Origin of the sequence: Pseudoalteromonas sp. SR45-6, from assembly GCF_014163545.1 — a bacterium.
In the GTDB taxonomy this organism is placed as follows: Bacteria; Pseudomonadota; Gammaproteobacteria; order Enterobacterales; family Alteromonadaceae; genus Pseudoalteromonas; species Pseudoalteromonas rhizosphaerae.
This window is the reverse complement of sequence record NZ_JACJDM010000043.1, coordinates 19,465-41,282: the sequence shown is the minus strand read 5'-3', so window position 1 is coordinate 41,282 and position 21,818 is coordinate 19,465. Positions and strand designations below refer to the sequence as shown.

General features: G+C 40.6%; 15 protein-coding genes. 10 read left to right on the top strand and 5 right to left on the bottom strand.

Features of this window, described 5'->3' with window-relative positions; translation table 11 throughout:
* Positions 1–58: 58 nt before the first annotated feature.
* The 4 genes from H5158_RS16615 to H5158_RS16600 all read left to right on the top strand — a co-directional run bounded on the left by H5158_RS16615 (position 59) and on the right by H5158_RS16600 (position 6,705).
* Positions 59–427, top strand: coding sequence for a hypothetical protein (locus tag H5158_RS16615; RefSeq protein ID WP_182740453.1), 369 nt, complete (start codon positions 59–61; stop codon positions 425–427).
* 86 nt (positions 428–513) lie between these two features.
* On the top strand, positions 514–1,839 hold the full coding sequence (locus H5158_RS16610; protein ID WP_182740452.1) for a TolC family protein: 1,326 nt from the start codon (positions 514–516) through the stop codon (positions 1,837–1,839).
* The gene (locus tag H5158_RS16605; RefSeq protein WP_182740451.1) at positions 1,829–3,574 is read left to right on the top strand and encodes an efflux RND transporter periplasmic adaptor subunit; all 1,746 of its coding nucleotides are present in this window, start codon (positions 1,829–1,831) and stop codon (positions 3,572–3,574) included. Before H5158_RS16610 ends, H5158_RS16605 begins: the two co-directional genes overlap by 11 nt.
* A gap of 8 nt (positions 3,575–3,582) precedes the next feature.
* Positions 3,583–6,705: an efflux RND transporter permease subunit gene (locus H5158_RS16600; RefSeq protein WP_182740450.1), complete on the top strand. Its 3,123-nt coding sequence runs from the start codon at positions 3,583–3,585 to the stop codon at positions 6,703–6,705.
* A gap of 134 nt (positions 6,706–6,839) precedes the next feature.
* Here the strand turns inward: H5158_RS16600 and H5158_RS16595 are convergent, their stop codons facing one another.
* Both H5158_RS16595 and H5158_RS16590 read right to left on the bottom strand, forming a co-directional pair.
* Positions 6,840–7,895, bottom strand: coding sequence for a porin (locus H5158_RS16595; RefSeq protein WP_182719196.1), 1,056 nt, complete (start codon positions 7,893–7,895; stop codon positions 6,840–6,842).
* Between the two features lie 114 nt (positions 7,896–8,009).
* The gene (locus tag H5158_RS16590) at positions 8,010–9,830 is read right to left on the bottom strand and encodes a methyl-accepting chemotaxis protein (protein WP_259399454.1); all 1,821 of its coding nucleotides are present in this window, start codon (positions 9,828–9,830) and stop codon (positions 8,010–8,012) included.
* A 531-nt stretch (positions 9,831–10,361) separates the two neighbouring features.
* Between H5158_RS16590 and H5158_RS16585 the strand changes: the two genes are divergently transcribed.
* Positions 10,362–10,817, top strand: a complete 456-nt coding sequence (locus tag H5158_RS16585; protein ID WP_182740449.1) for a hypothetical protein — start codon at positions 10,362–10,364, stop codon at positions 10,815–10,817.
* 54 nt (positions 10,818–10,871) lie between these two features.
* On the opposite strand, the gene H5158_RS16580 is transcribed toward H5158_RS16585, so the two are convergent.
* From H5158_RS16580 to H5158_RS16570, 3 genes are all read right to left on the bottom strand, one after another.
* Complete coding sequence (locus H5158_RS16580) at positions 10,872–12,359, bottom strand: exopolyphosphatase (RefSeq protein ID WP_182719198.1); 1,488 nt, start codon at positions 12,357–12,359, stop codon at positions 10,872–10,874.
* A complete protein-coding gene (gene ppk1, locus H5158_RS16575) occupies positions 12,352–14,439 on the bottom strand; it encodes a polyphosphate kinase 1 (protein ID WP_182740448.1) in 2,088 nt (695 codons plus the stop codon). The genes H5158_RS16580 and ppk1 overlap by 8 nt, the downstream gene beginning before the upstream one ends.
* 120 nt (positions 14,440–14,559) lie before the next feature.
* The gene (locus H5158_RS16570) at positions 14,560–15,066 is read right to left on the bottom strand and encodes a glycine cleavage system protein R (RefSeq protein ID WP_149980525.1); all 507 of its coding nucleotides are present in this window, start codon (positions 15,064–15,066) and stop codon (positions 14,560–14,562) included.
* 359 nt (positions 15,067–15,425) lie between these two features.
* Here H5158_RS16570 and H5158_RS16565 point away from each other — a divergent pair, with 359 nt between their 5' ends.
* The 5 genes from H5158_RS16565 to H5158_RS16545 all read left to right on the top strand — a co-directional run bounded on the left by H5158_RS16565 (position 15,426) and on the right by H5158_RS16545 (position 21,784).
* Positions 15,426–17,660, top strand: coding sequence for an ABC transporter permease subunit (locus H5158_RS16565; protein ID WP_149980526.1), 2,235 nt, complete (start codon positions 15,426–15,428; stop codon positions 17,658–17,660).
* Positions 17,661–17,674: 14 nt separating this feature from the next.
* Positions 17,675–19,324, top strand: a complete 1,650-nt coding sequence (gene pstA, locus H5158_RS16560; RefSeq protein ID WP_149980527.1) for a phosphate ABC transporter permease PstA — start codon at positions 17,675–17,677, stop codon at positions 19,322–19,324.
* A 27-nt stretch (positions 19,325–19,351) separates the two neighbouring features.
* On the top strand, positions 19,352–20,179 hold the full coding sequence (gene pstB / locus H5158_RS16555) for a phosphate ABC transporter ATP-binding protein PstB (RefSeq protein ID WP_145238219.1): 828 nt from the start codon (positions 19,352–19,354) through the stop codon (positions 20,177–20,179).
* Between the two features lie 54 nt (positions 20,180–20,233).
* A complete protein-coding gene (gene phoU / locus H5158_RS16550) occupies positions 20,234–20,935 on the top strand; it encodes a phosphate signaling complex protein PhoU (protein WP_064668157.1) in 702 nt (233 codons plus the stop codon).
* 171 nt (positions 20,936–21,106) lie between these two features.
* Positions 21,107–21,784 carry a TIGR00153 family protein gene (locus H5158_RS16545; protein WP_145238222.1) on the top strand — a complete coding sequence of 226 codons (678 nt, stop codon included), beginning with the start codon at positions 21,107–21,109 and terminating at the stop codon, positions 21,782–21,784.
* Positions 21,785–21,818: the final 34 nt, after the last annotated feature.

Below are 21,818 nucleotides of genomic sequence, written 5' to 3'. Positions count from 1 at the left end.
CCTAGAACCTAGAACCTAGAACCTAGAACCTAGAACCTAATTTATAAAAGGCACTTTTTTGCAACGCATTTATATTAGTTTATTCACAGTCGTTTTATTGCTCACTTTAGTGTGTCAAGCGGTTGCGTCTGTAACTATGAGTTGTGATATGCCACACATGAGTCAACCGCATGCAACTATGGCTGATAGTAGTGATATGCATCACGACATGTCTGCGGGTATGATGAACATGGATTGTTGTGACGATGACGCAACCGCTAATCAAGAGTGTGGTTGTCCAATGAGCGCCTGCAGTACCCACTCAATGTTAAACATGAGTGTGTTAGTTACCGTTATACTGACGACGTCTGAAAAAGTACAACTTTATATCCCGCAAAATCAACATCGTATAGCCAGTTCACTGTATCGCCCCCCTATGCCTGCTTAATTGCAGGATAGGTGCGTCTAAAATTTACCTAAATCACCTTTTCTGCCCCTAAATTTAGTTGTCTTTTAATTTTAGTGGAGTAAGTGATGAATCACTTCGCAGTATTTAAAGTCAGTTTTTTAGCGCTTATGCTAACAACTGCAATTCCAGCACACAGTAATGAATTAAGCCTTGATGAAGCGCTCAGCTATGCACTTGATAATGAGCCATGGCTAACCGCCAGCAAATATCAACAAGCTGCTATACAAGCACAAAGTTTAGCGGCAGGCACACTGCCGGATCCAGTATTAACGGTGGGCTTAATGAATTTACCTACCGACGGTTTTGCTTTTGACCAAGAAGGCATGACCCAATTAAAAGTTGGCGTGAGCCAAATGTTTAGCCGTGGCGATAGCTTAGCGCTTAAGCAGCATGCGTTAGCGCAGTCAGCGCAGCAATATCCTTGGCTACGAGCCGACAGACTCGCTCAAGTAAAAACCATTGTTATTGAATCTTGGCTCAATGCGTATCGTGCCCAGCAAAGTATTGCGTTAATTGAGCAAGATAAAGCATTGTTCTCGCAACTTATTGATATTACTGAATCGAGTTATGCCAGCTCAGTAGGTAACACCCGCCAACAAGATATCATCCGAGCACAGCTAGAGTTAACCCGCCTTGAAGATAAATTAGTGATGTTAGAGCAGCAGTTCGAAAGCGCGAAAAAGCGTTTATCGCAATGGTTACCAATCAACATGTTAACTCAGCCTGTCAGCGCAAAACGTCATGATATAGCGCCTTTAGTTGATTTTGCGCAGCTTGAATTTGCACAGTTGATGCCATTATTAATGGCGCACCCAGCGATTGTCGCGCTTGATAAAACAGTAGCGGCTAAACAAACAGAGGTTGAGGTGGCAAAACAAGGCTATAAACCGCAGTTTGGGGTAAATATGGGCTATGGTTATCGCGATGATACGCAAATGGGGGATTCCCGAGCGGATCTATTTTCAGTTGGTGTGAGTGTTGATTTACCACTATTTACTGATAACCGCCAAGACCAACAAGTTAATGCGGCGATAGCTATGGCTGAGGCGGTGAAAACTCAAAAACTAATTGCATTACAAAAGCTACAAGGGATGTATTTTAAAGAGTTTAGTCAGTTGCCCCAATTAGCAAAGCGTGATGCACTTTATCAAACTAAATTATTGCCACAAATGGCAGAGCAAGCACAAGCTACATTAAATGCTTATACCCGTGATGATGGTGACTTTTCAGAAGTAATGCGCGCCCGAATTAGCGAACTGAATGCCAAAATTGATGCGTTAAACATAGAGATTGATCAACAAATTATTATTGCTCGCCTGAATTATTACGCTAGTAGCAAAGATGCTGCTGTGATGGTTGAGCAATTAGCAGGAGAGCACCGTGAACACTAATTTAAAATTGCTTATCGCAGTACTTATAGGTGCAGGAATATCTGCTAGTGGCTTGTATTTTTTCGGTAATAGTACAGAGCCTGAGGTGATCAGCGCAGAGAAAAAACCATTATATTGGGTTGCGCCTATGGATAGTAATTATCGCCGTGATGCACCAGGGCTTTCACCAATGGGGATGGACTTAGTACCTGTGTATAGTGAAGTAGCTGACAACAATCAAGATGGTCCCAGTGCTGTGACAATTTCCCCTGCTGTTGTTAATAATTTAGGGGTTAGAACGGCTAAAGTACAGCTCAAGGCACTGCAAAGTGAAGTAAAAACGGTGGGCTACGTACAATACAATCAAGATCAGTTAGTGCATATTCACCCGCGTGTAGAAGGCTGGATAGAAACGCTGTACGTTAAAGCCGCTGGCGATCAGGTAAAACAAGGGGAACCGCTGTATACCTTATACTCTCCGCAACTGGTAAATGCTCAAGAAGAATTTGTACTGGCTGTTGATCGTAATAACACCGTACTTATTCGTGCAGCCAAAGCGCGCTTAAAAGCATTGAATGTGTCGGATGGTTTTGTCGAGCGCCTACAAGTTAATAAAAAGGTGATGCAAAATATTACCTTCTATGCTCGCCAAAGTGGTGTGGTTGATGAACTTAATGTGCGCGAAGGTTTTTATGTCAAGCCAGGCACCTCAATGATGAGTATTGCTCAACTTGATGAAGTTTGGGTAGAAGCCGAGGTATTCGAGCGGCAAGCGCAGCTTATTGAAGTCGGTTTACCGGTGACTATGACTCTAGATTATATTGCCGGACAAAGCTGGCGCGGTAAGGTCGATTATATTTACCCAACATTGGATGCCAAAAACCGTACTTTGCGGGTGCGTTTACGCTTTAATAATCAAGATCACCAACTAAAACCGAATATGTTTGCGCAAGTAAGCATTCATGCTAAAGCTGCTGAGCAACAACTTATAGTACCTAAAGAAGCGGTGATCCGCACCGGTTCCCAAGACCGTGTTGTTATCGCTTTAGGCGAAGGACGCTTTAAATCGGTGGCAGTCGAACTGGGCCGCAGTGATAGCCATAACGCCGTTATTTTAGCGGGCGTTAAAGCCGATGATGAAGTGGTGACTTCAGCGCAATTCTTGTTAGATTCAGAATCCAGCAAAAGCTCTGATTTTAAGCGCATGCAAACACCAGAAGCTACCACTAGCGTGTGGGGCAAAGGAGTCGTTAATAGTGTAATGGCAGATCGCCGTATGGTGAATATCAGCCATGACCCTATTGAAGAGCTCGATTGGCCTAGTATGAAAATGGACTTTACGGTTGCCGATAGCGTTGATTTTCAAGCGCTGCAAGCTGGGCAAACACTGCATTTTGAGTTGACTAAAAAAGCCGATAGCAGTTATATGATTAGCGGCATTCATATTATGGATTCCACCCATATGATGAGCGAAGCGCAAAATATGGCGACCGTAACCGGTACTATCAACAGCATTAATAAAGCCCAGCGCACTGCCAATATTAGCCGTGGTGCAATTGAGAAATGGCACCGAGATCCGGCCACTATGGACTTTATGTTTGCTGAACATATTGATTTAAGTAGCCTTGAGCCGAAGCAACAGCTGACATTTACTTTTAGTGTGCAAGATGGTGAGTTCGTGATCCAGCGTATCGATACTGAATCAAGCATGCGAACTAGTGACAATAGCGCCATGTCATCGCATGACGGACATTAGGAGGCTTTATGATAGCAGCAGTTATTCGTTGGTCCGTTACCAATCGCTTTTTTGTATTATTGCTAACAGCAATACTCATTGGCAGTGGTTTATTTGCGGTAAAAAATACCCCAGTTGATGCCTTACCTGATTTATCCGATGTGCAGGTGATTGTAAAAACCTCATACCCAGGGCAAGCGCCACAGGTGGTGCAAGATCAGGTTACTTTCCCACTTACCACCGCGATGCTCTCAGTACCCGGGGCGCAAACAGTACGTGGTTTTTCATTTTTTGGTGATTCCTACGTATATGTCATCTTTGATGAAAACACCGATCTTTACTGGGCTAGAAGTCGAGTGCAAGAGTATTTAAGTCAAGTAGCAAGCCGCTTGCCCGACAGCGCAACTGCAGAGCTGGGCCCAGATGCTACCGGTGTAGGTTGGATTTATTTATACGCGCTGGTGGATAAAACCAATCAGCACGACATTAGCCAGTTACGCAGCTTGCAAGATTGGTTTTTAAAGTTTGAATTGCAAACCGTACCAGGGGTGTCAGAAGTGGCCTCAGTGGGCGGTATGGTGAAGCAATATCAAGTCAATGTAGAGCCAGATAAACTGCGTGCTTATGGTATACCACTGAGTTTAATTCAAACCGCAATTAAGCAAGGTAACCAAGAAATGGGCGCTTCGGTGGTGGAAATGGCCGAAGCCGAATACATGGTAACCAGCACCGGTTATATAAAAAGCGTCGCTGATTTAGAGGCAATTCCACTTGGGGTGAATGCCAACGGCACACCGCTGCAATTACGCGATGTAGCCGATATTCGCCTTGGGCCACAAATGCGCCGTGGCATTGCTGAGCTAAACGGCGAGGGCGAAGTAGCTGGTGGCGTAGTGGTGATGCGCTATGGCGAAAACGCACAAAAAACCATAGAGCTGGTGAAAGCAAAACTTGAATCACTTAGCAAAGGCTTACCCGATGGGGTAGAAATTGTGCCTGTGTATGACCGCTCTAATCTGATCAAAAATGCAGTGGATAACCTCACCAGCAAACTATTTGAAGAGCTAGTGGTAGTGGCGCTTATCTGCATCGTATTTTTGTTCCATGTACGCTCGTCCTTGGTGGCAATTATCACTTTACCGCTGGGAATATTAACGGCATTTATCATCATGTATTGGCAAGGCATAAACGCCAATATAATGTCGCTCGGTGGTATTGCTATCGCCATTGGTGCGATGACCGACGGCGCGATTGTAATGATCGAAAACATGCATAAACACATGGAAAAAACGCCACTAACCGATGAAAACCGCTGGCAAGTTGTCACCGATGCTGCCAGTGAAGTCGGTCCAGCGCTGTTTTTTAGCTTAATGATTATTACCGTGAGCTTTATGCCAGTGTTTATTTTAGAAGCCCAAGAAGGCCGGATGTTTGCTCCGTTAGCGTACACTAAAACCTATGCCATGGCCGCATCTGCGGGCTTGGCAATAACTTTAGTACCGGTATTAATGGGTTACTTTATACGCGGCAAAGTTATTTCTGAGCAAAACAACCCTGTAAACCGCTTGCTAGTGAATGCTTACAAGCCGCTGCTGAACACGGTTTTGCGGTTCCCTAAAATGACTTTAGTACTGGCTGTGGTGGTCGCTGTTATTGGCTTTTATCCGGTCAATAAAATTGGCAGTGAGTTTATTCCACCGCTGGATGAAGGCGATTTAATGTATATGCCGACGACTTATCCTGGTTTATCGATTGGGAAAGCACGAGAGATTTTACAACAAACCGATAAGCTCATCGCCACAGTGCCAGAGGTGTTAACTGTGTTTGGTAAAGTCGGCCGGGCAGAAACAGCAACCGATCCTGCGCCACTGACCATGATCGAAACCTTTATTCAGCTCAAGCCAAAAGATCAGTGGCGCGAAGGCATGACCTTAGACAAGTTGAAAAAAGAACTCGACGGCTTAGTGAAGTTTCCAGGCCTGACTAATGCATGGGTGATGCCAATAAAAACTCGGATTGATATGCTGGCAACTGGGATTAAAACCCCTGTGGGCATTAAAGTTGCGGGACCAAATTTGAGCGAGATTCAAAAAATTGGCCAGCAGATTGAAGTGTTACTTAAAGATGTACCCGGCACGGCTTCCGTTTACTCTGAGCGAGTAGCTGGTGGGCGTTATATCAAGGTCGATATCAACCGTGAAAAAGCTGCCCGTTATAGTTTAAATATTGCTGATGTGCAGCAAGTGGTCGCCACTGCCATTGGCGGCATGAATGTAACCGAAACGGTCGAAGGGCAAGAGCGTTACCCGGTAAACTTACGTTATCCGCAAGACTACCGGGATTCCCCCGAAGAACTGATGCTATTGCCAATAGTCACCCCTGCAGGGCAACGCATTGCTCTTGCCGATGTGGCTGACGTATTTATTGAAGATGGTCCGCCGGGCATAAAAAGCGAAAATGCCCGCTTAAACGGCTGGAGCTTTATTGATATTGATGGCATTGATATTGGTAGTTATGTCGACAATGCGCGCAAAGTGCTTGACGAAAAACTAGTGCTACCAGCAGGTTATTCAATAACCTGGGCAGGGCAATATGAATACATGGAGCGCGCCAAAGAAAAGCTCGCCTATGTATTACCACTGACCTTAGCGATTATAATTGTGTTGTTGTACCTCAACTTTAGAAGCTTTGTAGAAGTGGCAATTATAATAGCAACCTTACCGCTGGCGATGATCGGAGGCATCTGGTTAATGTACTTAGAGGGCTTTAACTTCTCAGTCGCCGTGGGGGTGGGCTTTATTGCCCTTGCCGGGGTCGCGGTGGAAATTGGCGTGATTATGCTGGTGTACTTAAATCAAGCCTACCAAGAAAAGTGTGCTCAAGCCAAGCTAGCAGGTACAACGCTTAGTTTTGCGGAGCTTAAACAAGCCATAGTCGAAGGCGCAGGCCTGCGAGTACGCCCAGTGATGATGACAGTCGCCACTATTATAATCGGTTTGCTCCCCGTACTTTACGGCACAGGCACCGGCAGTGAAGTAATGAGCCGCATTGCCGCTCCTATGGTCGGCGGCATGTTCAGCGCGATTGTATTAACATTGTTGGTACTGCCAGCCGTATATTTGTTATGGCGAAAGCGGGGCCTAAATTCGTAAGTTGAATTAAAAATACAGAGCCCATCAAACTTTGTTTGACCAGAGTCGCAGAACCTCGTAAAACGGGTACTGCGACGATTCAATGTTGATATACTTTTGAAAGTAATCGATAGGTAATGTGTAGATTTGCTTGTTTAAAAATCAAATCTAACGCCAGCTTGTAATTGAGACATGTCTTTGCCGGAGCTAGTAGTAGGTTTGCGTTGTTCATCGTTACTTAAGTCTTCGTATGCTACCCAAGCCCTTAAAGCTTTACTCAAATAACGTATATATTCGATTTTAACGGAATCTACATCACCTGATATATCACAACTGTCTATAGCATAACGAGTATGGATTTTATTTTTACCGAATAGGTAACTGGCATATAAACCACTACTTGTTCTATCTTCAGAGCTACATGCGTTAATTGCATTCTTATTACCCTCTACATCAGCATCTTTCAATCGAACCGTTCCAGTACTACTTCCCCCATAAATATCGTAGATGTTGGTTGCTTTATGTACAAAAGCTGACAATGTCACAGCATCATTAACATCCCACCAACCACGCAACCCATATAGGTTACCTTTATTATCGCCTTGGTTATCTTTAGACCAAGCCGCTTGCACTTTATAAGGTCCAGACTTATATTCTCCACCTAATTGCATTTGATCAACAGAGCTTCCATCTTGCCCTTTAAATTGTAACCCAGCACCAAAGTTCCAATTACCTTGTTTATAAAAATACTGTAGTAAATCATCGTCTCGTACATTACCTTGTCGAATAGTATCTATACCATCTGAAAAATAAGCGCTTCTAACATAGGTATTCCATAATAAAGTTTGAGACCCGAAATAAACTTCACCAAAATCACCTTTCAAACCAACGTAGGCTTGACGAAGAGTCGGGCCATTATTTTGAGTTAAATCAACTGCATTCTCTTCTCTCAGGCCATATTCAACTCTCGTGACTGCTGTTAAATTGTCATCTATTTTGATACTCGCTTTAGCACCTATACGACTCAAAAAGTCGCGGCCATTAGCCCCATCATCAGATGTACCTGCGTCAATATTATCTACACCTAAACGTATAGAAGCATAAAAATCTATATCCTTGATACTTGGCTCAGCTGCTTTTACATTACTAGTAATAGTAAGAAAAGACGTTAGAATAACCCCTACAAAAAGTGGACTAAGTTCTGATTTCATATAAACCTCTAATTATTTTTGTTACTAAATTTGTTTTTATTCAGTTGCTTATTAAAATTTAATTTTTAAGCATTCAAAATTAAGTTTATTTTACTGATAATCTAAAGGTTCACTTCACAGTCTAAACTTACTCACTTCATTGTTAATCTGTCTTCCTAAGTCGTGTAATTTTTGAGCTTGTTCAGCAGCTAATTGGCTTGCTTCAAACATTTCATCACCGACCCCTCGGATTGTCTCAGTATTGCGACTGATTTCTAAGGTGACAGCTGATTGCTCTTCAGCGGCGGTGGCAATTTGTGCTGCCATGTCATTTATCACACTAACCGATTCTAATATTTTACCGAGACTTTGATTCGCTTTTTGAGCATCTTCAACACTTTGGTTGGCCATTCCTTTACCTTTATCAGTCGCATCTACCGCTTTTAGTGCTGCGCTTTGTAGTGACTCAATCATGCCTTGGATTTCTTGAGTCGAAGTATAAGTTCGTTGTGATAAAACCCTTACTTCATCGGCAACTACAGCAAAGCCACGCCCTTGCTCCCCAGCTCTTGCTGCTTCAATTGCTGCATTTAATGCCAGTAAATTTGTTTGCTCTGAAATACCGCTGATAGTAGATAAAATTGATGTTATTTCTTGCGCGTGTTTATTCAAATCACGAATAATTTCGCTCGCTTTTTCGACCTCATCAGCTAGGACTTTTGTAGATTTTTGACTTTGCTCAACGCCAAAACGGCCTTGCTCTGTAACGCTTACGCAGTTTTGTGATGATTGTGCAGTTTGTTCTGCATTAGCAGCGATTTCTTTTGTTGCCGCAGCCATTTCAGTTACCGCAGTTGCAACCATATGAATTTCACTTTGATGACGCTGTAATCTATCGTTTTGCTTATTTGTTGCTGTAGATACATCACCAGCTTCACTTAGCAATATTGTTGATGCGTCACTCAGTCGACTTATAATGCCATGTAATTGTTCAACAAAACGGTTAAAGCTCGATGCAAGTTGGCCTATTTCATCGCCACTATTCACTTCTAACCTAACTGTCAAATCGCCATTACCATTAGCAATAGCATCTAAATTTTGAGTGATAGAACTTAAGTTTTTGAGCATGATTTTTAACAAAAATGAGATGATAAACAGTACAAATATTAACATTGCAGTGCTGATGATCACTTGAGTAATAAGCTGGCTTCGTACAGGTGCAAATAAAGTATCTTTGTCCATTACTAAAATAATTGACCAGCTGGAGTTAGGAATAGCCTGTGCAAAAATAAGTCGCTCGCGATTATCTAAGGTCATTTCTTCTAAAGTATGCTTAGTCACTAGCTTTTCTAACAACTGACCCGTAAAGCTTTTATCGAGATCTGATGCTTTAGTACTTTGTTTTTTTGTATCAGGATGAGCAACAACTTGATCGCTTTTGTCAACAATGATGGCATATCCATCGCCAGGTACATCGAGAGCATTTATATATTTAGTTAATTGAGCTAAAGTTAAATTAGCGCCAACTGCACCAACTATCTCACCTTCCTTTCTCACTGGCTCTGAAAGAGTAACCACATATTCTTGGGTGCTTGCAGAAACAAAAGGAGCAGCTAAAAAACTACCATTTTCTTCTAATGCACCTTTGTACCAACTCCGTACTCTGGGATCATAATTTGGTGGATTAAGGTTAGGGTCGTTACGGTACATTTCTCCTTGTTCATTACCATAGTAAACAAGCGAAAAACCTAAACTTTCTTTTACTTGGTCAAGCAAAATATAAGGTTTTACTTCAGGATGGTCAGCAATAACTTTAGACAGTTTAATAACAGCCTGACGCCTGTCATACATCCAATCACCAACCCCATTTGTAAATACATCTGAGACTAAATTTATTTCTTCTCGTAATGCGGAATCTATATTTTTTTGTAATGCATTTAAGCTCTGTATTAGCATCGCTATAAAAAATATAAAAAAGCAAAAAAAAGTAATAATTAATATTTTTTTTCGAAGGGAATACTTATCCATAAAGCGTTAACCACCAATAAAAAGAGCATATGCTCAAGCTGAAATAATTTACTGTTTTCATCAATCAACAAATGAATATTAGTAAACATTAGAAATTACACCAGCATAGCGATGTAAAATTTATTTATGATTCCCAGCTAAGGGTTGTAGAGATTTCACATTGTCAGCTAAGTTATCAGCAAACTTGGGATGTCATGTTTTGCATTTACTTATGCTTTAAGATGAAACGCTACTTGGCTACTAAGGTTAGAATTTGCGAGTGTTTTATGTCACATCAATTAGTCATAATTTAAATATGAGCCACCGTTTTTGTACCACCACTCTATAAAAATTACCCTATGACTTGTAACTTATACGAGTTTGGGTGATTTACTTTCAATATCTCTCTGTTTTAATTTAACTTTTTATTGGCACGTTTTACGCAAGAGTATGGTTACTAGGGTTAATTAAGGAACGCACATGCAAGTTAAAACAATACAAGAAGTGTACGACTGGACTGTACTATTTCATACCCAAATGGCGGCAAATTTTTTTAGTCTCAGAGACGATTTAGCAGAGCATAACCAAATGCTGGCAGACTATTTTGTTAAGTACGAAAAAAAGTTGGCTGAGGATTTAGTTGGTTTTAAAGCCATCACGGAGATCAATACCTTAGATACTTATTGTTACGAGTACTTTGCTGAAAACTCTGAACTGATTAATTTTACAGATTTAAACCGTGATACGCGTGTTGATGAGCAAGCCATGCAAGGTTATATATCAGATCAGCATCAAAAGGTGATCAATCTTTATCAATACTTACTTAGTCGTGCAGAAACGCCAACAGGTAAAGAGAAACTATCTCAATTGCTGGAGCTTGAACATCAAGGATTAAAGCAAATGATGCAAAGTACTAATCGCCATATGGATATGTAATAGAAGATCTAATTTGGGTAGCGCATGCTATCCAAATTCAGCCATGTCTGTAAATCACACAAAGTCGATTAAAAAGCCTACTTTCTTCAAATATTTTTGCTCTTGTTGTAAATCAGCATGAAGCAAGGTTTGTTCATTGAGCCAATCCGCTGGGAACTGCAATAGCATACTATTGCCTTTTACTGATACTGCTAACTCTTGATGTTGATCGTTAAGGCGTTTTTGATTTAATAATATAGCTAGTCTGAGTAATACAATTAATTGTAATATTTGAAAGTGCGGCACCGAGAGTAAAGTTGGAAATTCTTCTAAACGAATTTTTTTACGGTAAAACCGTATCATACAGCTTAATAATGTTTGCTGTTGTTGAGTAAATCCTGGCAGCTGACTATTTTCAACAACATAAGCACTATGTTTGTGTAAGCCTGATGAGTTAATACCTAAACCCACTTCGTGTAATTGCGCTGCCCACACTAATAATTGATGATTATCTAATGAGTCGAGCTGCCATTCTTTTTGTACTTGTAGGAATAACCAATCGGCAGTATTTGCAACACGTTGTGCATGTACTTTATCTATTGTGTTTCTTTCGCTTAAATTAGCTATGGTATTGGTGCGTATATCTTTAAGCGCTAACTTTTGCTGCATTTCATGCAGTAAACCTTCACGTAGTGAAAAGTCGCTGTAATCCATTTCGGTAATATTAAACAGCTGAAAAATCGCGAGTAAAATAGTTAAGCCACCGCAAATACTTACTTGACGCTCCGGGCTTAAACCTTCAATAAGTAAGTTATCGATAGTTTTAGCGGCTATAAACTGAGTTTTAAGTTCGAGCAATCGCTCCAGTGTGATATTTTTTTGTTCAGGGTCATTAGCGTTGATCATGGCTAATATTGATTTAATGGTGCCTGACGTCCCCACTACCGATTGCCAGCCTGCACTAATGTAATTGGCAAAAATAACCTCAAGTTCTTGCTCTGCTTTTATTTGTGCTTTGCTAAAGCGTTTATCATTAATAATACCATCGGCAAAAAATTGCTTGGTATAGCTTACGCAGCCCATATTGCGACTTGAGAGCAGCTTATGTTTAAAATGCTTGCCAATAATTAGCTCGGTACTACCGCCGCCAATATCAATAACTAAACGGTTTTCATCGTGATGAACATAATGAGCTACACCTTGATAGATTAAGCGCGCTTCTTCTTGACCTGAGATCACATCAATATGATAAGGAAAAACTCTATTTGCCTGAGTTAAAAATGAATTAATATTTTTAGCTCGTCGTAATGTATAAGTTGCAGCAATTTTTACATTGCTCGCAGGGAAGTCTTGTAGCGTAGTAGCAAACTGCTTTAATATCGTTAATGCTCTATCTATGGCAGTTTGACTTAATTGATTTTTGTCGTCTAAGCCATCGGCTAAGTAAACGCGTTGTTTTTCTTTGTGGAGAATTTGCAAAGAGCCATCCACTTCTCTTGCGACCACTAAATGAAAGCTGTTTGACCCTAAGTCAACCGCAGCAATTGAGGGATAATCATTCATTATTGTAATTGCCTTCCCATTTTTTTAAGTGATCATAAATAGCTATTTGCGAACGTATTTTTTTACGATTTCCGCGTCTAACATAATGATTTTTCTGTTCGCTATCAATGATTCTCGCTTTGGTACGATCTTTAAATTGCAGTTCAAGTACGTCAACAATGAGTTGTTTTAGTTTTTCATCATAAATAGGCACGCCAACTTCAACTCGATGATCAAGATTACGTGTCATCCAATCTGCAGATGAAATATAGACTTTTTCATCCCCATTATTACCAAAGATCATAACTCGCGGGTGCTCTAAAAAGCGATCGACGATACTAATTACCCGAATGTTGTCGCTAAAATTATTGAGTCCTGGCACTAAGGAACACATACCACGGACAATAATGCGAATTTTAACACCGCTACGAGCGGCCAAGTACAAACAATCAACCAGTTCTTTATCTACTAAGTTATTTATTTTTAATGTTATTTTACCGGTGTGACCATTTTCAACATGGGTTATTTCTTGGTGAATTAAACCAAGCAACAGCTGTCGAGCGTTCACTGGCGAAATCATCAAATGTTCGAACATAAACGGTTTATAACTGCTTTCAATAAACTTAAATACGCTATCACTTTCGTCACAAATACCTTGATGTTTAGTAAATAAACTAAAGTCTGTATAGATTTTGGCGGTTTTTTCGTGAAAATTACCAGTGCCAATGTGCGCGTACTTTACTATTTGACCTTTTTCACGACGATGAATAATACATAACTTACTGTGTACTTTGAGAGCTGGTATACCAAAAATAACTTTAATACCTGCGCCACTGAGTACTTTTGCCCACTCAATATTATTTTGTTCATCAAAGCGTGCTTTTAGCTCCACCATAACGGTGACTTTTTTGCCATTTTTTGCCGCGTTGATCAGTGATGAAATTAATCGAGATTTACTCGCAACACGATAAATGTTTACTTTAATTTGTGTTACTCGAGGGTCAAATGCTGCTTGGCGAACATATTCCAGTAGATGATTAAATGTATGATATGGATAATAAAGTAGAATATCTTGCTGACTAATTGCAGCAAACACACTGGCATGATTATTAAATGCTGTGCTTTGCAAAGCCGGTAATGATTTGTTTTCTAAATATTGCCGACCAACATTGGGAAAACCAATAAAGTCTCTAAAGTTACGATAGCGACCACCGGGGATCAACGCATCGTGATGAGTAACACCTAAGCGTTTTTTCATTACTTTGAGCATTGGCTCGGGCATCGCTTGGTCGTATACTAAGCGCACCGGCTCGGCATAAATACGCTGTTTTAGGCCCTTAGACATCTTATCTAAAATGCCTTCTTCTAGTTCGTCATCTAGGTTGTATTCTGCATCACGGGTCAGCTTGATTGCGTAGCCTTGGATCTCAGTAAAACTAAAAAAACTGCTAAATACGTCACTTAAAAAAAACAAAATAATGTCATCTAACATCACAATAGTTTTATGACGACGGGTTTTTTCGGGTGGTAAAATTACAAAGCGTGGTACGCGATCGGTAGGGACTTCTAACATCGCATAATGACTTTTGTCGTTAAACATTTCGACAAACAAGTACGTCATTGTATCGTTAATATGATCTGAGAAGTCTTTATTTTCATCCAGCATTATTGGCGATATATGCTGTAATACATTGTCGTGAAAAAATATTTTTAGCCAGTTAATATGAAATTCACTAAGCTGCTCGGGACGGTCAACATGAATGTTGTGGGTATTTAAATCATGGAGAATTTGCTGATGAATAACGTTAAATTTTTTACCAAGCTGCAAAACCTTTTGCTGAATTTGGGTCAGTAAAATTTCATCTTCATCAAAATTAGTATCTGGTAGTTTATTTAATAGAATGCGTCGTTTTACATCGGCAACCCGAACTCTGAAGAATTCATCTAAATTGTTTGAGAAGATCCCCAAAAAACGAATACGTTCAATAATCGGGTTATTTTTATCTTTAGCTTCTTGTAAAACACGATCGTTAAAAGACAGCCAACTTAACTCTGGGGCAAAATAATTAATCGTTTGAGACACATCAGCGCAGGCGTTCATATTCTATTCCTTGGATAGCAACTGAACAAAATATAGAACACTTAGATGACATAAAAATGACAAAAATGTCACTTTTGTGACATGTTTGTCTTGCTATAGAAGATGGCTGTGAGGTGTGACTTAAGCGTCTTCAATATCAACAATTAAGTCGGATGTAATTGCTTCGAGTGCAGCAACAACTTCGTCTTTATTCATGCCCGTTGGCAAAGCAACTGTTGCAACGGCGCTGAAAATTGGTACCCCCCAGTTTGGTGCGCTCTGCTGCTTAGAGTTTAGGTGGGTAATATTTGCTCCCTTGTGACGCAATACTCCGGCTAGTTCCTGGATAATACCTGGTCGATCATTGCCAGTTATTACAAAATTAAGCTGTTCAGCAGGTGTGTCTGGTAATTCATGCGCGCCTGTTTCAATCCGTACTTCTAATTGTGGTAAGCCATGCAATGCATCTTGTAATTCTTGCAGATGCTCTGCTGGCACTGCTACTTCAATGATGCCAGCAAAGTGACCGGCTAAATGGCTTAAGTTACTGGTTAACCAGTTACCATTATGATTTAAAATTGCAGATGAGATGTCTTCTACAAGTCCCGGACGATCTTGTCCCAAAATAGTTATAACCAATTGCTTCATATAGATAATTCCTAAAGAGTGCCGTAATTAAATAATAAATGCCCAGGCATGAAATTATTGAATGATTAAAAAGAACCGGATTGAGTATTGACTCAGTCCCCAAATTTGTCCAATTTTTTTGCCAATAGTTCAATTTAAAAACAGTAAAATAGTGTGAGTTTACAGTCTGAATTATCTAAACTTTTGTTTATCAATAATAAAGCACTAAGTTGAAAGTTTTTCAAGTTATTGAATATAAACATTGTTTGTTTTGTTATGATGAATACCACAACAAAGTCTTAGCAATTATGACGTTTGTAACAATACTGTCATCTTGGTGAAATATAATCTACCCAACGTTAAGATTTATAGGTGTTTTGATGACTTCCAATCCGAATAAACCGTCTTTTAATACGGATAGAAGCCGTCTATTTAAAGATCGGTTTGCCAAATTTAGCATTACCGCTGGCGGTATTATGGTATTGATAGCTTTGCTATTGATATTCTTCTATTTATTGTATGTTGTGCAACCTATTTTTGAATCAGCGAAAGTAGAAACGCGCGATAGCTTTGCGCTTAGTAATGCTGAACAAATTGTTGGCCTAGGTATTGAAGAGCAAACTGAAATTGCTTTTTTACTGAGCAAACAAGGTAAGGTTGATTATTACAGTGTTGAGAAAAAGGGCTTTGGTAAAAAGCTTGCTAGCTTAGTTGTGCCACTTGACAGCGAAGTGAGTAGTTTTGCATCCAGCGCGCCATTTCAAGGACATTACGCATACGGACTAGAAAATGGTTCGGTGATGATAGTGTCACCTAAATTCTTAGTTACCTTTCCTAATAACGAACGTAAATTAACCCCGCGTTTGGGTTATCCACTTGGTGAAAAAACATTGCTGGTTGACGACAATGGTGCTGCCATTAAACAATTTGCATTTAGCCATTATGAAGATAAAACCGCTGTTGTGGCACAAACGGCTGATAAGCGTGTAATTTTTAGCAGTTTTGTTGCTGAAGAAAACATGTTCAGCGGTGAAGTTGAATGGGTTGTTGAACGCACTGAACTTGATGTTGAAGGGCGCGTAGACCAACTACTAATGTCGCCAGATACCACCCGTACTTTTGTGCGCTCAGCAAATCAAATTTATGTTTACGATACTCGCAATCCAAGCGAGGTTGAGCTGATCCAAATGCTTGCGGCGAATGAAGAAAATGCCAACTTGGTTTCGGCGCAATTATTAGCCGGTGCTAACTCGCTGATGCTAGCGAATGATAATGGTGAAGTTTCGCAGTGGTTTGAAATTAATACTGACGATGGCCGTGAATATCAAAAAATACGTGCGTTTGAAACCTCAAAGCAGCCTAAGCTAGATATATTCACTGAGTTTTATCGTCGTACGTTCTTTACCACCAGTTCTAATGGTGAGTTAGGCGTGTATTACACCACCAGTGAAGCAAAACTATGGCAAGGTAAAATCAGTGAAGGTCCGATTGAAAACTTTGCTATTGCACCACGCTCAAATGCGGCACTTATTCTAGCTGATGACAAATTAACTGTGATTGAAATTCACAATGAACACCCTGAGGTGACATGGTCAGCCTTGTGGCAAGAAGTGTGGTATGAGGGTTATCCAGAGCCGGGTTATATTTGGCAATCAACGTCTGCCGGTGATGACTTTGAAGCTAAGTTTTCTTTAGTGCCAATTTCATTTGGTACTATAAAAGCTGCTTTATATGCGATGCTATTTGCAGTGCCGATTGCGCTCTCTGCAGCAATCTACACCGCTTATTTTATGTCAGGTCCATTACGTAAAGTAGTCAAACCAACAGTTGAAATTATGGAAGCATTACCAACCGTAATTTTAGGATTTTTAGCAGGCTTATGGCTTGCGCCGTTGATAGAAGAGCATTTACCTGCGATTGTTGGCTTGCTGTTTATGCTGCCGCTGGGGATTTTAGCGACCGCATTTGCGTGGACTAAATTACCAGAAAGCTTTCGTCACCGAGTTCCTGAAGGGGCCCACTCAATCTTACTAATACCAGTATTGTTACTGATTGGTTGGTTAGCCTTTGCGATGAGCGGGGTGGTTGAGTTGTGGATGTTTGACGGTAATGTTCGCCAGTATTTGACTAACGAATTGGGTCTGACTTTCGATCAACGTAATTCACTGGTAGTCGGTATTGCGATGGGTTTTGCGGTTATTCCGACTATTTTCTCTATCGCAGAAGATGCTGTATTTAGTGTGCCTAAGCATTTATCAAACGGTTCATTGGCGCTAGGCGCAACACAATGGCAAACCTTGGTTAGTGTGGTGTTATTAACCGCCAGCCCTGGTATTTTCTCTGCTGTGATGATGGGCTTAGGCCGCGCCGTAGGTGAAACGATGATTGTACTAATGGCAACAGGTAATACGCCAATAATGGATTGGAGCATTTTCCAAGGTATGCGTACCTTAGCCGCTAATATCGCAGTAGAAATGCCAGAATCGGAAGTGGGTAGTTCACACTATCGGATCTTATTCTTAGCCGCTTTTGTATTGTTCATATTCACCTTTATTTTCAACACAATTGCTGAGTTTGTGCGTCAGCAGTTGCGTGATAAATACAGCTCGATGTAAGTGGGAGACACGACATGTTAAAGCAGTGGTTTAAGTCAGGTTCTCCTTGGATATGGATGACAGGTGGTGCAGTAAGTATCAGTTTGATTTCTGTCTTAGGGTTATTAGCAATGATTGCTTGGAAAGGGTTAAGCTTTTTCTGGCCATCACAAGTAGTGCAATTAGAGCTACAGGGCTCGGTTGCGCAGCAAACTGTAATTGGTGAAATATACGACCGTGAAATGGTGCCTAAATCGCGCCTTGAGGCAACCGGTGTTGATTTATCTGGTTATGATAAAGAGCAACTAGAGCGTTATTTAATTAAAACCGGTAACCGTGAATACGTTGATTTAGATTTTCGTTGGGTAATAGAAACTGACATAAAATCAAATACCATGCCTGCGGCTATAGCGGTGTTTGAACGCAGTAAAAACGGTAATTTTTATGGCTACGTCGAACAAGTAATAAAAGACGGCCAAGTGATCACCGATAATAAAACTGAAGTATTAGAAGAATTAGTTGAACGTGCCGTTGAGCTTAATGAGCAAGCGCTTGATTTGCAAAACGGTGACATTGGTCATATTAACTATCAATTAGAGCGTTTACGTTTACAAGAGAAGTCGTATTTACTCGATGATGCACTGACCGATGAACGAGTGGCTGAGCTTGCGCAACAGCGTGCAGATCTAAGAGCCGAGTATGGCGTACTTGAAAAGCAATTGTTTGCACTGCGCAAACAAGCTAAGCGTGATCAGGTAACCGTAAAAGATATGCGCGGTGAAATTGTTACTTTGCCTTTATATCAGGTTTTGGATTTTTGGTTTCCTAATGACATGAGCTTTGTTGCAAAGCTAGGTCACTACTTTGTACAACTAGGTAAATTTGTTTCAGATGATCCGCGTGAAGCTAATACTGAAGGTGGTGTATTCCCGGCAATCTTTGGTACTGTTTTTATGGTAATGTTGATGGCTGTAATTGTAACGCCGTTTGGGGTTGTAGCAGCTATATACTTACATGAATATGCGGCTAAAAATGCGGTTACCAAGATGATCCGTATCGCGGTCATTAACTTGGCTGGTGTTCCTTCAATTGTTTACGGTGTATTCGGTTTAGGATTCTTTGTTTATGTATTAGGTGGCAGTTTGGATCAATTGTTTTATCCAGAAGCCTCACCTAGTCCAGTATTTGGTACTCCAGGGGTACTTTGGTCTGCTTTAACGCTTGCTATTTTAACGCTGCCTGTGGTGATTGTATCAACAGAAGAAGGCTTATCACGTATCCCAAGTACGGTTCGTCATGGCTCTTTAGCACTGGGCGCAACGCAAGCTGAAACGTTATGGCGTATTATCGTGCCAATGGCCAGTCCTGCGATTATGACCGGTTTAATATTAGCGGTGGCGCGTGCTGCTGGCGAAGTTGCACCATTGATGCTAGTGGGTGTGGTGAAAATGGCACCGACATTACCGCTCGATGGTAACTTCCCGTATTTTCATCTAGATCGAAAGTTCATGCATTTAGGTTTTCATATATACGACGTTGGCTTCCAAAGCCCAAATGTTGAAGCGGCACGTCCGCTAGTGTATGCCACCGCATTCTTATTGGTATCAGTAATTATTACACTGAATATCACCGCGATAGGCATACGTAACCATTTACGTGAAAAATTTAGATCGCTTGATCAATAATTAGTAAAGATTCTATAGGTAACAAACATGATTACAGTCGCTCCACAAGTAAACCAATCAAGCACGAGTTTGAAATTGGACTTAGACAATTTAAGCACCGAGCAAACGGCACTCGAGATCAAAAACTTAGATCTTTACTATGGTGAAAAACAAGCGCTTAGCTCAGTGAATATGAATATTCCAAAAGGCCAAGTAACCGCATTTATCGGACCATCAGGGTGTGGTAAATCTACGTTGTTGCGCTGTATTAACCGTATGAATGATCTGGTTGATATTTGCCGTATTGAAGGTGAAATTTTACTACACGGACAAAACATCTATGACAAAAAGGTAGATGTTGCAGCGCTGCGTCGTAATGTTGGTATGGTATTCCAGCGTCCGAACCCGTTTCCTAAATCAATCTACGAAAATGTGGTTTATGGCCTACGCTTACAAGGTATCAAAGAAAAACGTAAATTAGACGAGGTGGTTGAACAGTCACTGCGAGGCGCGGCACTGTGGGATGAAGTAAAAGATCGGCTTCACGATAGTGCATTTGGTTTGTCAGGTGGTCAGCAGCAACGTTTAGTGATTGCACGCTCTATCGCCATTGAGCCTGAAGTATTATTACTCGATGAGCCAACATCAGCATTGGATCCTATTTCAACACTGGTAATTGAAGAGCTTATCAACGATTTAAAAAATAAGTTTACCGTTGTTATCGTAACCCACAACATGCAACAAGCAGCGCGGGTTTCTGATCAAACGGCCTTTATGTACATGGGTGAATTAATAGAGTACTCAGATACCAATACGTTATTTACTACCCCAACGAAAAAGAAAACGGAAGATTATATCACCGGTCGTTACGGCTAGGCTGAGTCAAACTGTTTTTGGGTGACGTTAGCGATTTTGATAAGAAGGTAAACAATGGAACACAATATTAATAAGCATATTTCTGGCCGCTTTAACCAAGAGCTAGAAAACGTTCGCAACCATGTATTAAGCATGGGTGGCTTAGTTGAGCAGCAACTTAATAGCGCGCTTGATGCGGTAAGTAATGGCGATGCTGAGTTAGCGCGTAAAGTGCGTGAAAACGACTATAAAGTAAACGCCATGGAAGTAAATATTGATGAGGAATGTACCCGTATCATTGCTCGTCGTCAGCCAGCTGCAAGTGATTTACGCTTAGTAGTCGCGATTGCTAAAACCATTGCCGATTTAGAGCGTATTGGCGATGAAGCTGAGCGTATTGCTAAAGTTGCGCTAGATTCATTTACTAAAGATCAGCAAGATTTATTAGTTAACATCGAAAATATGGGTCGCCAAGTTTCAAAAATGCTGCATGATGTACTCGATGCTTTTGCACGTATGGATGTACAAAAAGCATTTGAAGTACATAAAGAAGATGCCAAGGTTGACCGTGAGTATGAAGCAATTACTCGTCAAATTATGACCTATATGATGGAAGATCCACGTTCAATTCCAAAAATTATGGATTTAGTTTGGTCGGTACGTTCATTGGAACGAATTGGCGACCGTTGTCAAAACATCTCTGAATACATTATTTACTTTGTTAATGGCAAAGATATTCGTCATACATCTCAAGAGGATATAGAAAAATCGTTATAGATTTTTTGATACCGTCTTGTTTTATTAAAGCGGCCAATGGTCGCTTTTCATGTTTTCGTTATAATTATAATGCTGTAGCGGCAGCTGTGATGTAATAAAAGCATTCACAATCGCGGTGAATGCTGTAAAATTCACGCCGCAAAGCATACTAATTTGATTTAAGGGTCAGTTATGCCTACAAACGCATTTTTAGGGGTATTCGCAAAATCTCCTATAAAGCCAATGGAAGATCACATCAAGAAGGTACATCAAGCAAGTAAAGCTTTGATCCCTTTTTTCAATCATGTATTTAAAGAAGAGTGGCAACAAGCAGAAGAGATTCGCTTGAACATTCGTACTTTAGAACGTGAAGCCGACGACATGAAAAGAAATATACGTTTACAGTTACCGCGCGGTTTATTTATGCCGGTAGAGCGTACAGATCTGCTTGAACTCGTCACCCAGCAAGATAAAATTGCTAATAAAGCAAAAGACATTGCTGGTCGTGTAATTGGTCGTGAGATGACCATTCCAAAAGAAATTCAAGTTAACTTTTTAGCCTATGTAACTCGCTGTGTTGATGCAACTAAACAAGCATCAAACGCAATCAATGAGTTAGATGAGTTACTAGAAACTGGTTTTAAAGGTCGTGAAGTGACCTTAGTAGAAAAAATGCTCGTTGAATTGGATGCAATTGAACAAGACACGGATGATATGCAAATCATAATACGTCGCCAATTACGTGACGTCGAAGATGAACTCAATCCTGTAGATGTAATGTTTTTATATAAAATCATCGAATGGGTCGGCGAGCTTGCGGATATCGCAGAACGCGTTGGTTCGCGTCTTGAGCTGATGTTAGCTCGGTAATTTACACTCAGTTCAATAACGAAAGATTAGGGTT